The organism is Acinetobacter sp. BWR-L5 (assembly GCF_039655985.1).
GTDB classification, from domain to species: Bacteria; Pseudomonadota; Gammaproteobacteria; order Pseudomonadales; family Moraxellaceae; genus Acinetobacter; species Acinetobacter johnsonii.
In genome coordinates, this window is record NZ_JAGFEV010000004.1 from 59668 (window position 1) to 74485 (window position 14818).

Annotated in this window: 12 protein-coding genes; 3 read left to right on the top strand and 9 right to left on the bottom strand. The window is 41.9% G+C overall.

Features of this window, described 5'->3' with window-relative positions; translation table 11 throughout:
• Positions 1-10: 10 nt before the first annotated feature.
• The 5 genes from JZ787_RS08205 to JZ787_RS08225 all read right to left on the bottom strand — a co-directional run bounded on the left by JZ787_RS08205 (position 11) and on the right by JZ787_RS08225 (position 5251).
• The gene (locus JZ787_RS08205) at positions 11-1348 is read right to left on the bottom strand and encodes an ammonium transporter (protein WP_234955319.1); all 1338 of its coding nucleotides are present in this window, start codon (positions 1346-1348) and stop codon (positions 11-13) included.
• A 183-nt stretch (positions 1349-1531) separates the two neighbouring features.
• Positions 1532-2233: an FG-GAP repeat protein gene (locus JZ787_RS08210; RefSeq protein WP_346312091.1), complete on the bottom strand. Its 702-nt coding sequence runs from the start codon at positions 2231-2233 to the stop codon at positions 1532-1534.
• 97 nt (positions 2234-2330) lie between these two features.
• The gene (locus tag JZ787_RS08215) at positions 2331-3785 is read right to left on the bottom strand and encodes an NAD(P)(+) transhydrogenase (Re/Si-specific) subunit beta (protein WP_148826712.1); all 1455 of its coding nucleotides are present in this window, start codon (positions 3783-3785) and stop codon (positions 2331-2333) included.
• Between the two features lie 3 nt (positions 3786-3788).
• A complete protein-coding gene (locus JZ787_RS08220) occupies positions 3789-4112 on the bottom strand; it encodes a proton-translocating transhydrogenase family protein (protein WP_346312092.1) in 324 nt (107 codons plus the stop codon).
• Positions 4113-4123: 11 nt separating this feature from the next.
• Positions 4124-5251 carry an NAD(P) transhydrogenase subunit alpha gene (locus JZ787_RS08225; protein ID WP_005400772.1) on the bottom strand — a complete coding sequence of 376 codons (1128 nt, stop codon included), beginning with the start codon at positions 5249-5251 and terminating at the stop codon, positions 4124-4126.
• A gap of 1064 nt (positions 5252-6315) precedes the next feature.
• On the opposite strand from JZ787_RS08225, the gene JZ787_RS08230 reads away from it, so the two are divergent.
• Positions 6316-7506, top strand: a complete 1191-nt coding sequence (locus tag JZ787_RS08230; protein ID WP_346312093.1) for an MFS transporter — start codon at positions 6316-6318, stop codon at positions 7504-7506.
• Positions 7507-7567: 61 nt separating this feature from the next.
• Here the strand turns inward: JZ787_RS08230 and JZ787_RS08235 are convergent, their stop codons facing one another.
• Entirely contained in the window at positions 7568-8212 is a 645-nt protein-coding gene (locus tag JZ787_RS08235; RefSeq protein WP_238893454.1) for a HEPN domain-containing protein, read from the bottom strand.
• A gap of 327 nt (positions 8213-8539) precedes the next feature.
• Between JZ787_RS08235 and JZ787_RS08240 the strand changes: the two genes are divergently transcribed.
• A complete protein-coding gene (locus JZ787_RS08240) occupies positions 8540-9268 on the top strand; it encodes an SDR family oxidoreductase (protein WP_346312094.1) in 729 nt (242 codons plus the stop codon).
• A gap of 311 nt (positions 9269-9579) precedes the next feature.
• Positions 9580-9789, top strand: a complete 210-nt coding sequence (locus JZ787_RS08245) for a hypothetical protein (protein ID WP_346312095.1) — start codon at positions 9580-9582, stop codon at positions 9787-9789.
• Between the two features lie 435 nt (positions 9790-10224).
• On the opposite strand, the gene JZ787_RS08250 is transcribed toward JZ787_RS08245, so the two are convergent.
• The 3 genes from JZ787_RS08250 to JZ787_RS08260 form a co-directional block, all read right to left on the bottom strand.
• Complete coding sequence (locus tag JZ787_RS08250) at positions 10225-11490, bottom strand: anaerobic sulfatase maturase (RefSeq protein WP_346312096.1); 1266 nt, start codon at positions 11488-11490, stop codon at positions 10225-10227.
• 387 nt (positions 11491-11877) lie between these two features.
• Positions 11878-13992 carry an arylsulfatase gene (locus tag JZ787_RS08255; protein WP_346312209.1) on the bottom strand — a complete coding sequence of 705 codons (2115 nt, stop codon included), beginning with the start codon at positions 13990-13992 and terminating at the stop codon, positions 11878-11880.
• Entirely contained in the window at positions 13962-14228 is a 267-nt protein-coding gene (locus tag JZ787_RS08260) for a hypothetical protein (RefSeq protein WP_346312097.1), read from the bottom strand. Before JZ787_RS08260 ends, JZ787_RS08255 begins: the two co-directional genes overlap by 31 nt.
• Between the last annotated feature and the right edge of the window lie 590 nt (positions 14229-14818).

Here is a 14818-nt window from a genome sequence, read left to right on the forward strand (position 1 = left end):
TCCTCTTTCATTAATGACGTTTGGTCATATCATCAGTTTCAAACGTCACATCACGCTGAAACTCGGGATAAGACAGTTCTGCATGTTCGGTATAGTCCAAGCCACGTTGTTCATGTTGTTTACTCACCCGCAAACCACCAAGAACGACGTCTAAGACTTTAAAGACGATCAATGCCACACCAAAACCCCACGCAAAGGCTGTCAAAATCCCCAAGCCTTGTACCGCAATGATCCCCGCATTAAACATATTGTTTTCAAAAAATAGCCCCGCAGCCAATGTGCCCCATGCCCCACAAAAACCATGTACAGTCACCGCATCGACGACATCATCCAAGCGGAGTTTTTCCATCACCACTGGTAAAATACTGACCAGTACACCTGCCACCGCCCCACTGATGATGGCATACAGTGGACTCATGGTTGCACAGCCCGCCGTAATTGCAACCAGCCCACCCAAGGAGGCATTAATGGTACCGCGCATTAAAATTGCTTTACCACGTATTAGGGTATAAACCATATAGGCAACTGCCGAAGCACACGCTGCCAAATGTGTATTCAAGGCAATCCGCCCAATACTCACATCCGCCTTCACAGTAGAGGCCGCATTAAAACCAAACCATGCCAGCCATAGAACAAAACCGCCTAGCGCCACCAACGGTAAATTATGTCCTGCCAAATAATGAACTTGTCCATTGCGCCCAAACCGCCCTAAACGAGGCCCCAACACAATAATTCCGGCTAAAGCCACCCATCCACCAATCGAATGCACCACCGTTGAACCTGCAAAGTCAATGAAACCCATGGCTTTTAGCCAACCTTCGCCATCAAATAAGCTCCCCCAAGCCCATGCACCAAAAATCGGGTAGATCAAACCACTGACCACCGCAGCACTCACAATATACGCCACAAAGTGAATCCGCTCAGCCATCGCCCCACTGGCAATCGTCGTGGCGGTGGCCGCAAACATCATTTGAAAGAACAAGAGGTTCCAGTGCCAGTCATCCATGGCATTGGGGGCAAAATGTGAGGTTCCTATCCAGCCACTCGAATTGACACCAAACATCAAACCAAAGCCAATCAACCAAAAGACCAAGCCTCCTAAACAGGCATCCATATAGTTTTTCATGAGTACATTAATGGTGTTTTTAGAGCGCACCGAACCACTTTCAATCAGGGCAAAACCTGCTTGCATGAAAAACACTAAAATGCCACCGAGCACCACCCAGACACTGTCGAGCGAGAGACGAATTTCTTGAATATTTTGAGCCTGTGTTGGCAGGGGCTCTGCAGCAAAACTGGGTAAAGCAATACAGCACACAAAGAAGAGTAAGTATTTTATTTTTTTCATGAATAATCCCCCAAAGATTATTCATCTCAATTGCAAAATCAATGCCAGTGTTTCAACACCTTACAGATATTTAATCATGATCCATGCCCACCAATATAAATGGACAATTCAAACAAGGCGAAAAAGCGATACACCATAAAAGGGCCAAAGCACATTTATCAGCTGATTGATAAAACATAGCTTTTAGTTTTTATAGTACTCATCCACAGCATAATAGTGGACCTTCTCTACCCATCGACCACGATTCAGCGTTCGCTCCGTCACTTTAACCTTTCCCTCTTGAACTGTTGCATCTTCAATAAATTCTTTGACTAAACTCAAACCGTGTTTAGGAATTACAATATATTCCGAACGGATGTGATAACAACATCCACTTTTATTGAAGGTTAAGATTCTTTTCTGTTTTTGATCGACCTCAAACATGCCCAAATTTTCATGAGTTAAGGCCGATAACTCCTGACTCAGCACAAATTTATTTTTAGTCCGATGAAAGACATAAACATCGTAAGTTGGCCCGCCATAAGCACCATAATTACCATTACGGATGGCGACATCCTCACTGCCGTCAAAATTAAAGTCGGCAAAAATCACGGCACTTTGCTCACCATAAAGCTGCACCACATTGACAGATGGTTTGTCAGTTTCGTCCAGATCCATCGTCAATTCAGCCGAGGAAATACGCTGAAAGCGCTGTACTGTCCCTTTTAGGTAAAGATCAATATTGGCTTGTCCATCGCAGCTCCTGTCCGTACAGCTCGTCGTTATTTTTACATCATAGCGTTTCGATGCATTTTTTATTTCGAAGACTTGAGCCTGAGTAGTTTGACTCAAAACGAACCCACTAAAGATCAGCAACACCTGAAACGAAATCTGATTTATGTTCATCTTGTTTTCTTATTGAAAAGATACACATCATCTTAGCAAAAGCTGCAAACATAAAAAAACCACCCGAAGGTGGTCTCTATACACTCTAGGAGGAGGATTAGTGTCCACCACCATTGATTGCTTTGGTCATATCTTCAACCACTTTCTTCGCATCACCAAAGATCATCATGGTTTTTTCGTTATAGAACAAATCGTTGTCTAGACCTGCATAACCTGTCGCCATAGAGCGTTTGATGACCATAATGGTACGTGCTTTATGTGCTTCAAGAATTGGCATGCCATAGATTGGAGATGTTGGATCGTCTTTCGCCGCAGGGTTGACCACGTCATTCGCACCAATCACAAGCACCACATCTGTTGCAGGGAAGTCTGAGTTAATCTCATCCATCTCTAAGATGTCTTCATACGCCACGTCAGCTTCAGCCAAAAGTACGTTCATGTGACCCGGCATACGACCAGCCACTGGATGAATCGCGAAGCGCACTTTTACACCTTGTTCTTTCAAGATCTCACACAGTTCTTTCACCGCATTTTGTGCACGGCCTTGTGCCATACCATAACCAGGTACGATCACAACGCTGTCTGCATTTGACATCAAGAAGCCTGCGTCATCTGCTGAACCAGAACGATGGTTACGCTGTGCTTGTTCGCCTTTGTCCGCAGAAGCTACCGCAGTTCCACCCATTGCACCACCAAACAAAACGTTGATGATTGAACGGTTCATGGCTTTACACATGATGTAAGACAGAATCGCACCTGAAGAACCCACCAGAGAACCCGCAACGATCAACATATTGTTTTCAAGTGTGAAACCAATACCTGCTGCTGCCCAACCAGAGAAGGAGTTCAATAGTGATACCACCACTGGCATATCACCGCCGCCGACTGGTGCAATCCACACCCAACCGAATGCAAGTGCAAGTACAGTCATGGCCCAAAATGCATTCATGTTGCCTGTCGTGAAGAAGTACACACCACACGCCAACATTGCAAGGAAAATCAGTGCTTGTACAGGTTTAACCCATGCACCAGAAATGGTTTTTGCCCATTTTTTCGCAGCCAATTTACCATAAGCGAATACAGACGCTGTAAAGGTAATCGCACCAACGAAACAACCCACGAACAATTCAAATAAATGAACCTTGCTCATGTGTGCATGTTGCACACCCGCAGCAGTTAATGCAGCTTCATTTTGTGCAAATAATGCAGTCAGTTGGTTGTTATGTAGAATTGCCGCAATTGCAATTAATACCGCAGCCAGACCCACCAAAGAGTGCATCAATGCGACCGTTTCAGGCATCTGCGTCATAGGTACAGTACGCGCACGGGCAATACCCACTATCGCACCCAGCACCATCGCACCGCCAATCATCCAAATCACAGGATGATCTGCCACAAAGAAGGTGGTCACTACAGCAATCGCCATTGCGATCATGCCGTAACGGTTACCTTGAATTGCCGTCTTCGGGCCAGACAAACCACGTAAAGTTAAGATAAAGAGGACAGCACCAATCAGGTAGAACCAATCCGCATAGTCTCGAATGAATTCCATATATTAGCCCTCTTTTTTCTTTTGCTTTGGCTTGAACATTTCAAGCATGCGCGCAGTTACTGCGAAGCCACCAAAAATATTGATACTTGCTAAGAACACCGCAATTGCACCTAAGATGCTCACGACATTCACACTTTGGAATGCAACATTCGCATCAGCACCAATTGCAGGAATTCCTACAGTTTGAATCATTGCACCCACCACGATGATCGATGACAACGCATTGGTTACTGCCATAAGTGGTGTATGTAGTGCTGGCGTAACGCCCCACACGACGTAGTAGCCTACAAAGATGGCAAGGACGAAAATTGTAATTGTTTCAACCATGATCTATCTCCTTAACCACGCTTCAGCAGTACTTGACCGCCATGAGTTACTAGAAGGGCTTTTTGAATTTCTTCTTCAGGATTGATAGCAAAGTTTTTCTCTGCATCAAATAGAGTATCTAAGAAGTTTAAGACATTTCGTGCATACAAAGCAGAAGCTTCAGTTGAAACTGTAGACGGAATGTTTGGAATACCTAAAATGGTCACACCGTTGTCAGTCACAACATTTTCACCATTTTTAGAGCCTTCAACGTTACCGCCTGTTTCAACCGCCATATCAAGGATGATTGAACCTGGTTTCATTTTGGCAACCGTTTCCGCCTTAATCAGACGTGGCGCATTACGACCTGGTAAAAGTGCAGTGGTAATCACGATGTCAGCATTCGATACAGCTTTATCCACAATAATGGCTTGATCGCGGATATAGTCTTCACCCGGCATCCAGCCATAACCATTTTTCGCAGCATCGGCTGCTTTTTGCTGTTCTTCCGCTGACATAGGTACGTCTAACCATTTGCCACCCAAAGACTCCACCTGATCTTTCGCCGTCGGACGTAAATCCGTTGCTTCAACCACAGCACCCAAACGTTTTGCTGTCGCAATTGCTTGTAGACCTGCAACACCGACCCCCATGATCACGACACGTGCAGGTTTTACAGTACCCGCAGCCGTCATCAACATTGGGAACATGCGCTGGTACTCTGCCGCAGCAAGAAGCACTGACTTGTAACCCGACAAATTGGCTTGTGAAGATAATACGTCCATGTTCTGCGCACGAGATAAAGTCCGTGGCAGTAGCTCCAAAGCAAATGCAGACACGTGTTGTGATGCAAATTGATCAAGCTCCGTATTACGGTACGGGTCAAACATGGCAATAACCGATGTATTTGGCGCAAGCTTTTGAATTTCAGCACCCTGAGGGGCACGTACTTTTAAAATCATTTGGCTACCGGTATAGGCATCATCTGTCAGCGTAGCACCGACTTGCTCATAGGCACTGTCGATATAAGCAGCTTTCACACCCGCTCTACGTTCAATCACTACACTATGACCAGCACTGATCAACTTTTTTACCGTTTCTGGCGTTGCGGCTACACGATTTTCACCGACGACAGTTTCGGCTGGAATTCCGATCTGCATGAGCGTCCCTCAAGCTAGTTTTTCTTAAAGTAAACATCACCCATTAGGCAATGTTTTCTCACAGGATGTTCTTATGAATTTTTGGATTCTAATGAAACTTTTTTAAAATACCACCCACTATTTATTTAATAAATACCCATATACTGAACTGGTGATTCATAAAAAATATTGGGTGATATTGCGTTTATTTGCTTTGAATCCGCTTAAAAATTGATTTATTTCTATTCAAATTCTGAACCACAGATCTTTACACACTAAAATCTGCACTTTTTTTGCACAAAACCAAGTCATTTAATTCCGCAGTATTGATCTTTTTGACCAATCCAAGAATATGAACCACCACATTGACATTAACCCGAACCCGTCATTCATCGAGCTTTACCATCTGCTGTCAAGCAAACTTTGCAGACATTGACTTAAATGACAGTTTTGCCCCATTTGCAAAAGCTTCGAATTGGCCTGTCCCTATTTTTCATCGATCAAAAATGCCAATGCTCAAAATTTAGCTCAACTAAAATGCGTATTTGAAATGGATCATCTAAAAATACAAGGAGGGGTTGATCGCGTTTAACTAGATCTGAAACGAGAAATAACCAACAAAAATGTTTTTTTCATATTTTATCGGATGATAATGGCGCGCATTGACATACTAACCTCAAGCAAAAATGCACCACAATTGAGCAAAAACACCCTAAATAGATGAATATTTCAGTAATTTGTCCCAAATCTTTGATGTGCAAGATGAGTAAAAATGATCGAATGCAACAATTTCATACAAAATAGATGGCCATGTTCAGAATTTTTTAAAGATTTTTATTATTTTTTGACAGGAAATTCGAAATATCATCATTTTTTGATTGTATTAGATGAAAACACCATCCTCAGAACAGGTCATACTATTTGCTATGTCTTCATCTTCGACTCATTTTTTTATGCAGCCTTTTCTCGCTTGTTTTAGGCTTTTGAATCAGCTTCGTATACAATTTCTGAAACGATGCATCTATTTAGCTCAAAGCACGATGTAAACGTCATTCTAAAAAATACTCCCTCATCAAAGGCTCATTATGAATACTTCTTTCGACATCAGTCGAGACAAATCTCTGCTCTGGCTGATGGCAATTGTCTGCGGCTTATGTGCAGGGGCAAACTATTATTGCCAGCCTTTGATTTCCTCTATTCAGCAAAGCTTTCAAGCACCAGAAGAACAAGTGGCTTTGACCGTGACCTTTGCTCAAGTCTCCTATGCTTTAGGTTTACTGTTCATTGTGCCCTTAGGCGACATGCTGAACAAAGCCAAACTGATTCCATTCCTGATGTTTGGAGCATCTGCTGGGCTGTTTATCTGTGCGACATCCACCAACTTATCGATGCTCTGGTTAGGCACCATTATTACAGGACTCTTTTCAGTTGCAGCACAAGTGCTGATTCCTCTGGCTACGATGGCAGTCAAACCTGAAAAAACGGGAGAAGTGGTCGGTTTCCTCATGAGTGGCTTATTGGTCGGGATCTTACTGTCGACCAGTGTGGCGGGATTACTCTCAGATTTATGGCACTGGAAAATGATTTATGTGCTGAGTGGCATTGCCATGTTTGCTTTGGCTCTTCTGATGAAAGGAAAACTACCTCAACTACCAAAACTTAAAATCACCTATTTCGACATTTTTAAGTCCATGGGGAGTCTGCTGCAACAAGAGCCTCGTTTGGTGTTTCGCTCAATCACGGGTGGATTTGCTTTTGCAGCCATGAGTATGCTGTTTTCAACCATTGCCCTACTTTTAACCTCTGAGCCATTTCAACTTCCCGATGTTTTAGTCGGCGTGGTGACTTTGGTCGGCGTATTTGGTGCACTGTCCACCCAGTGGATTGGTAAATGGGCCGATCGCGGTTATACCCTGCTTTTGACTTGGGTCGGCTGCGGGACGTTAGCCCTCAGTTGGGTGTTCCTATATTTAGGCGGGAGTTCACTTATCAGCTACATCATCGGTTATGCACTGATTAACTTAGGGCTTGCAACCACACACAGTTGTAACCAAAACGTGATTTTCCGTTTACGCCCCGATGCGAAGTCTCGGGTGAACTCCATCTATATGACCTTATATTTTATTGGTGGTGCGTGTGGCTCGGCGCTAGGTGTCTATGCATGGCATCACGGCGGCTGGAGCAGTACGTGTTTAGTCGGTATTACACTGGTGATGATGGCAAGTGTCTTTGCTCTGCTGGATACCCTGTATAGCAAAAAACAGGGTATTGCTTAACCCTCAAAAAGACAGTTTACTCAGTAAACTGTCTTTTTGTTTGGGCACTTCATTTTGAACGCTAACTGACCTGAGCCACGGGGTAAAAGGGTTTACCCAAATCGAGACTATCGGCATTTTCCAAAGCAATGTACAAAAATGCGGGCAGCAAAGCCGATAAAATTTGACAGCCATCTTGTAGCTGCTTGCGGTTCAACGAACTCTTATAAGTTGCACCCCCATGCATCAGCTGATTTCTCAAGGTATATAAACGGTTAAACAGTACCAGTAAAATATCAACCGAATGCTTCTGCTGTAGCGCTTTCGCCACTTTCTTCTTTTCTTGTTCAAGCTGAGCCTTACAGACCTCTAAAGCAATTTTCTTATTTTGATAGTCCCAATACCCTTGATAGGTATATTGGTTGTCTAAGAGCATACGAATAGGCTGACTAAATTTGTCCCATAAAATGCTATAAATTCTATGATCGACATCATGTTGGCAAATTAAATGTAAGAACTGACGTAAACTCTGCTTGTCCTGACTTTGCCCCAAGTCTTGTGCATATATCGCATTGAAGGAAATCCACAGGCTGATAAATTGTAAATCGGGATCATGATCAAGCAGTAATGCCTGCTTTAACCAACTCAGCCCACGATGTATTCTCAGATTAAACTCATCACTCTGTTGTACTTTTTTAGTTTTAAAAATTTCTTCTAAAAGCAACATCGGCTTTTCCTATACTTTATTCTTCTATGTATTCAACATACTGAATGATTAAGCTAAATTCAATCCTGCTAGGATATAGTGATTGATCAATCCCACAAGTTCAGTATGAATGTTCTTTTGAAAATAGAACTATTCAATTTTTTCCATGCTTTGGTCGCCCTAGAAATCACTCATCAAACGATTCTAGCAAGCACCTAAAACAGCCATTCCAAAGAATGGAAATCCTGCTGTTTTTATTTCCATTCTTTTCTACAGCGATATATAGCGCTAAGTTAAATGGCATCAATCAGGAAGCATTGATGCCACTTAAACTAGGATAAAAAGATCATGGAAACATTTAACTCAAAGATGTTTGAAAATAAAATCGCCGTCGTGACAGGTGGCACATCTGGTATTGGTCAAGCCGTTGCAGTCGCATTTGCTGAACGTGGTGCAAAAGTATGGGCGCTTGGCTTACAAGCAGCCAAGGCAGTTTTCCCAACTGGTTTGGATATTGAAGCTGTCGAAATGGATGTCACGGATAAAGCCGCTGTCGATGCTTTTTTCGCAAAAGTAGATCGCATTGATACTTTATTCAACGGCGCAGGTATGGGTTCTGTCTCAGAGCACGAATTAGACACCTATAAAAAAGTGCTAGAAGTTAACCTCACCTCTGTTTTTTATATCAGTGAAGTCGCTGCTAAAGCCTTAGCTAAATCGGACAATCCATCGATCATTAACGTGTCTTCACTGTACGCGCAATTTGGTTCAGGTATTGCACCAGCATACTCTTGTTCTAAAGGTGCCATTGATCAACTTACCTTCTCACATGCACTGAGCATGGCCCGAGCCAAAATTCGCGTAAATGCTGTTGCTCCGGGTTGGATCGATACGCCGCTTATCCAACCATTGAAAGATATGCCTGAAGTATTCAATGGCATTATGCAACGTTCTCCAATGCAGCGTTTAGGTAAGCCTGAAGAAATTGCTAACGTGGTAGTCTTCCTCGCGTCTGATGCAGCAAGCTTTGTAAATGGTGCGATAGTGAAAGTTGATGGTGCCTATTCAATTAACTAATACTTTATTGCTAAGGCTGATAAGGGCTTAAGTCATAAGCCCTTTGCTTTTATAACGCTTAGCTATTGATGCTGAAATTTATCGTTTTCTTCGGATCAATCTTTTATATACTCTTTACGATGAGATAGTTTTTGGTCATCTTCTGGTCATTGACTCAGACGCTGCTCCATTAAAAATACATCCTCATAAGCAATTCAGAGCTTTACGATATTTCGCATAAGTATTCCTGTTAATTACGCCTATTTAAATAATCAAAAGCCGTCAGTTCTATTGCTGTTATATTGAAACGAGAGCAAAGCATAGGAGATGGATTGAAACAGTATGAATACATCCATCAAAATCCGATGTGCGTACACTTCGCCGAGCATATGCTTCACATTGATACGCAAACTGTCGATTCGAGACCCACACACGTCCTACATGCGCCTCAATTTGGTCAAGTACCGACCCTATATTTACCATCTCAAATGCGCATGGAAATTTATTACTTGAAGGCTTTGGTGCTAGGCACACAACATTAAATAAAAAATAGACAGAAATATCTTTAGCATGAATACCGAACCAAGACATCCTTATTTTCTGGCTTTATCTCAACTGAATTTAGAGCAAGGCTTTCTCTCGTTGGATATTCACCCTCAATTCTGAAGTATCCAAAGTTGATTCATATTTCAGCCAGCAACAGAAAGTCTTGAAATGAGCCAATGATCAGCTTGAATTTTAGCTAGATCAACTTCGAACTACTTATTTTAAATATCCAGTTGCTCTTGAGCATGACGAGCCTCATTAGGAAAGCGACCAAACCATTAGACGTTTCACATGATATTCTCTCTTATTCAGATTGTTATGATGCACTAGAGTTTTTTATTTCACGAAGCCTAGGCCAGAGATGACTTCGCCCCGACTTTTTAGTTATTTTGGAGAGCAGAATTTGTTCTGCTCTTGTTGTACAAGTTCTTTTAATGTCGTTGTAAGCGTTTTGCAATGTCATGCTTTGATGTTGTTGCCGTATGGAAAAATTGCTTTAACCCCGAACAGAGATAATGCAAACCAACCTCTCCATCTGGTGTTTTTAAGAAGCGGTCTTTCGGGCAATTCCCCCAGCAATATTGTAAATAAGCGCATTTACGGCAATATTCAGGCAAGGTATTTGACTTTGCATAGGCAAATTGCTTTTGACGCTCAGAAAAAACCAAATCACCTTGATGCGTCTCTTGAATATTGCCTAACTTATATTCTGGGTAAACAAAATGATCACAGGAAAATAAGTCACCATTATGTTCAATTGCCAATGCTTTGCCACAAATTTGCCCAGATACACATTTTTGTGAACCATAGCCAAACATCATCGACACCATATTTTCAAATTGATCCACAAAGACTTTGCCATAATCCTTATTCAACCATTCTCCCCAAACACGAGAAAGGAAATAGCCCCAGTCATCTGCTGCAATAGACCAGTCTGTCACGACTGAATCAGGTGTACCCGGTTGGGTCGCAGAGCTTCCCAGCATTGGTAAATCATCAGGATTCCACTGCCCTGGCGCAGTTTGTTGGAATTGCGCACTTTCCATGTCCGGAATGAATTGAATCATGCGTGGTCGAACATGATCTCTCAAGAAGCGATACACATCAATCGGTCTTTTGGCATTATCACGGTTCACAACACACAGGGCATTGAACGGAATTTGGTAATGATGCAAAAGTGCTGCCGCCTGCATGACTTTGGCATGAGTTGGCTTTCCACCTTTATTATAGCGATGTTTATCGTGAAATTCAGCAGGACCATCAATAGATAATCCGATAAAAAAATGATGGCGTTTAAGAAAGGCGCACCACTCTTCATCCAGTAAAATGCCGTTGGTTTGCAAGTCATTTTCAATACGCTGGTTTGGCTTTTTATATTTTTGTTGTAGCTCAACCACGCGCTCAAAGAACTCCAAGCCCATCAGGGTCGGTTCCCCCCCCTGCCAGCTAAAGATAATTTCATCACCAGTCTGTGCTTCAATATATTGCTTAATATGCAATTCAAGCATCGACGCTTGCATGCGCGGCGTTTTTGGTTGATGTAAAAGGTCTTGTTTATGTAGGTAAAAACAATAACTACAATCCAAATTACACTGTGCACCAGAAGGTTTAATCATCACATGGTAACGATAGGTTTGCCCCTGAATTTGCATAGTTTTTAATGGTGGGGTTGGATCCTGTGTGGGTATTATGCGCATCTTGTATCGATTCCCCAAGTTGTTATGATCTTATCGGTAAATGGTTATTTTCATCTTCGATACTAAACAATCAAAAAAATGCGAGCAAGGGTTTATTTGTACCAATCTCTGCTATCAATCACTTAATTTATGATAAAAAATATTTATTTTTCAATAACTAAATAAAAATTGTTTTGTTTGTTCTTTTTTCCTCTCCTACGAAAGTTCTCCCAACTGATTAAATAACAAACACATTGATTTTTAAATGATTATTATTACTTTTTTTTTGCATTCTGCACTGCACGTTAACTCCAATAAAATCACCTCACCTTTTATAGGCCTGTCATCATAATAAAAATAAAACCCACGCCTGAAACCAGACGTGGGTTTATTTATTAGATTAAAAGCTTATTTTAAATCAATGACAACTTGCTCAATTTTACCGTTAAATTTAAAAGGTGGTTTATAGGCAAAACTAACCGGCTGACCCGTGTCTTCGCCAATGCCAAAAGTATCCGTACCAAAACGACCTGAAATTGTTTTCGGTACATTTCCTTCAGCTACTTTTTCACCATTAACCAGTAAGGTGACTTTGCCACCTTGACCAGGCTCTTTTCCTTCGTAATCAAAGTTCATAGTCACTTTAGATTTACCATTTGGTAATGCTTTGTTGGACTTAATGACGCTATGATTATCAAAATAATTGTAATCAAAAACAGGCTGACCTTGTTCATTCACATACAGCACTACACCCGCTGCAACACCACCAAATGCCATGATTACCCCTTTAGTTTGACTACCTTGAGTTTCCACGTCTGCATTTAAGCTCCAAGAACGGTTTTTAATGGCAGGGGCAGAAGATTCTGCTAAACGTGTAACACCCTCATGGTACACAAAATGAGTGGCATTTGGATCGGCTCCAGGTGGTGTAGGTTTCTTAATCATTAAGCGAGCTGCGCCACGATCATCAAATGGATAAACACTATATTTTTGTGCTTCTTTATCAAAGAGTTTCTTCATCTCTTCAACTTTTTCAGGCATTTTTGCAGCTAAATCCGTTGACTGGGTGAAGTCTTCGTTGAGGTTATACAGCTCCCATTTGTCCTTATCCCAGTTGCCTGGTGCAAGGTCTTGACGCCAAGGTAACGTATGTTGAGCGCTTGCTAACCAACCATCATTATAAATCGCACGGTTACTAAAGACTTCGTAGTACTGCGTGGTTCTTCCTGTTGCATTCACATTGCTAAAACTGGACATAAACGACTTTCCAGCCAGTGGCTTTTGCGCATAACCATCCACTGTTTTTGGCATAGGAATATGACTGGCTTCCAAGATAGTTGGAACGACATCGACTAAATGTAAATATTGGCTTCTAACTTGCTCGTCATGCTTAATTTTGGCAGGCCAGCTAATCACCATTGGGTTTCTGGTTCCACCTAAGTGAGATGCCACTTGTTTTACCCATGGGAATGGCGTGTTACCTGCCCAAGCCCATCCTATAGGATAGTGTGCTTCAGTTTTCACGCCACCAATTTCATCATACATTTTTAATGAATCATCAATCGTGGATGGAATACCACTGAGCGCTTTAATTTCATTGACCGTACCATCTGGTCCACCTTCTGCAGATGCACCATTATCACCAACAATATAAATAATCATGGTGTTATCAGCATCTGGAAGTTTTTTCACTTCATCTAGCAATCGCCCAACTTCCATATCAGTATAAGCAAGATAGCCTGCAAAATTTTCCATTAAACGGGTATAAACTTTTTTCTGTTTATCATTCAGCTTATCCCAAGGTTGCACCCAATCTGGACGTTTTGTCAGCTTCGCATCTTGAGGAATAACGCCTAATTTTTTCTGGTTTGCAAATACGGTTTCGCGGTATTTCTCCCATCCCATATCAAATTTGCCTTGGAACTTCTCTCTCCACTCTTTAGGGGGTTGATGTGGTGCATGTGCGGCACCCGGCGCAAAGTACATAAAGAATGGCTTATTGGGTGCAATCGATTTCGAGTATTGCATGCGTGCAATCGCTCGATCTGTCATATCTTCCAACAAATGATAGCCTTCTTCAGGCGTCTTATTGGGTTCTACAGGTACTGTGTTTTCAAAAATGGTCGGATAAAATTGATTGGTCTCGCCCGAGTTAAAACCATAGAAATAATCAAAACCTAAACCTGTTGGCCAACGATCAAAGGGACCCGCAACCGAAGTTTCCCAATCTGGCGTGTTATGGTTTTTACCAAACCACCACGTATTATAACCATTGCCTTGTAAGACTCGTCCAATGGTTGCTGTATCTCGTTGCATCATTGTGCTGTAGTTTGGAAGTCCCGTCGCCCACTCCATTAAGAAACCATTTCCGGTATCGTGATGATTTCGTCCGGTGAGCAGTGCCGCGCGAGAAGGTCCAGAAATAGCAGTGGTATGAAACTCGTTATATTTTAAGCCTTGAGCAGCAAGCTTATCGAGATTTGGAGTTGGTACTAGACCACAAAAGTAGATGTTTGACCAAATCCGACATCGTCGAGCAAAATCACCACTACATTTGGCGCACCAGCAGGTGCTTCAGCATTGTGCTGCCAATCATAGGTTGTATCTTTATATGTTTTCCCAATTTTGCCTTTAAATGTTGAAAGTGGAATCGGTAAAGAGCTTCTATCCACTTTTTCTTCGGCATGTGAAGTGGTAGCAATGAGTGATGGACAGATTAAACTGAGCGCAAGGGCTAAGGGCTTTACTACAAATTTCATCGTATGACTCCCAAAATAATGTAATAAAAAATTGTTATACGTCGTTCTAAATTTTCATTGTTAATCACAGCAACTACAGTGCTCAATTATTTGAATTGTAGTCCATTGTGATTATTATTCTGCTCACTAAGCGAACCGCTTAGACGCATATTTATCAAGTCTATTTTCAATAGCATTAAACCAACTCAAAACTGATTTAAACCAGATAATGATTTAATTGTGCTACAAATTATGATTCCTACTAGGGTCTCAGCCATTGTAAGAGATCGCCCCATCCATAGCAATTGTATAATTACTAGACAATAGGCTAAAGCGTCCGAAGTCACATAAAGATTACCCTTTATAAAACCCAAGTTGCGATGAGACTATGTTTCACAAGTGAATGGTCGTGGCATATCCATGTCTTCGAGTCACTGCAAATATTGCTCATCTTCATTATTAGGAGTAGATGAAAAATATCAAAAACTTCCTTCAGTGCCACTCAAGTACCTTGATATTTATAAGTAAAATGTATGCCATCTCCCCCTTCCATTCAATCTTGCAACGACAACTGAAAACTGACGCTATATTCGCAGTGGTTCATGTAACTA

Excerpts from the sequence above, each read along its gene's own strand:
- JZ787_RS08250 (WP_346312096.1), bottom strand. The coding sequence starts at position 11,490 with ATGCGCATAATACCCACACAGGATCCAACCCCACCATTAAAAACTATG.
- JZ787_RS08260 (WP_346312097.1), bottom strand. The coding sequence starts at position 14,228 with ATGAAATTTGTAGTAAAGCCCTTAGCCCTTGCGCTCAGTTTAATCTGT.
- JZ787_RS08230 (WP_346312093.1), top strand. The coding sequence starts at position 6,316 with ATGAATACTTCTTTCGACATCAGTCGAGACAAATCTCTGCTCTGGCTG.
- JZ787_RS08215 (WP_148826712.1), bottom strand. The coding sequence starts at position 3,785 with ATGGAATTCATTCGAGACTATGCGGATTGGTTCTACCTGATTGGTGCT.
- JZ787_RS08210 (WP_346312091.1), bottom strand. The coding sequence starts at position 2,233 with ATGAACATAAATCAGATTTCGTTTCAGGTGTTGCTGATCTTTAGTGGG.
- JZ787_RS08235 (WP_238893454.1), bottom strand. The coding sequence starts at position 8,212 with ATGTTGCTTTTAGAAGAAATTTTTAAAACTAAAAAAGTACAACAGAGT.
- JZ787_RS08205 (WP_234955319.1), bottom strand. The coding sequence starts at position 1,348 with ATGAAAAAAATAAAATACTTACTCTTCTTTGTGTGCTGTATTGCTTTA.
- JZ787_RS08240 (WP_346312094.1), top strand. The coding sequence starts at position 8,540 with ATGGAAACATTTAACTCAAAGATGTTTGAAAATAAAATCGCCGTCGTG.
- JZ787_RS08220 (WP_346312092.1), bottom strand. The coding sequence starts at position 4,112 with ATGGTTGAAACAATTACAATTTTCGTCCTTGCCATCTTTGTAGGCTAC.
- JZ787_RS08225 (WP_005400772.1), bottom strand. The coding sequence starts at position 5,251 with ATGCAGATCGGAATTCCAGCCGAAACTGTCGTCGGTGAAAATCGTGTA.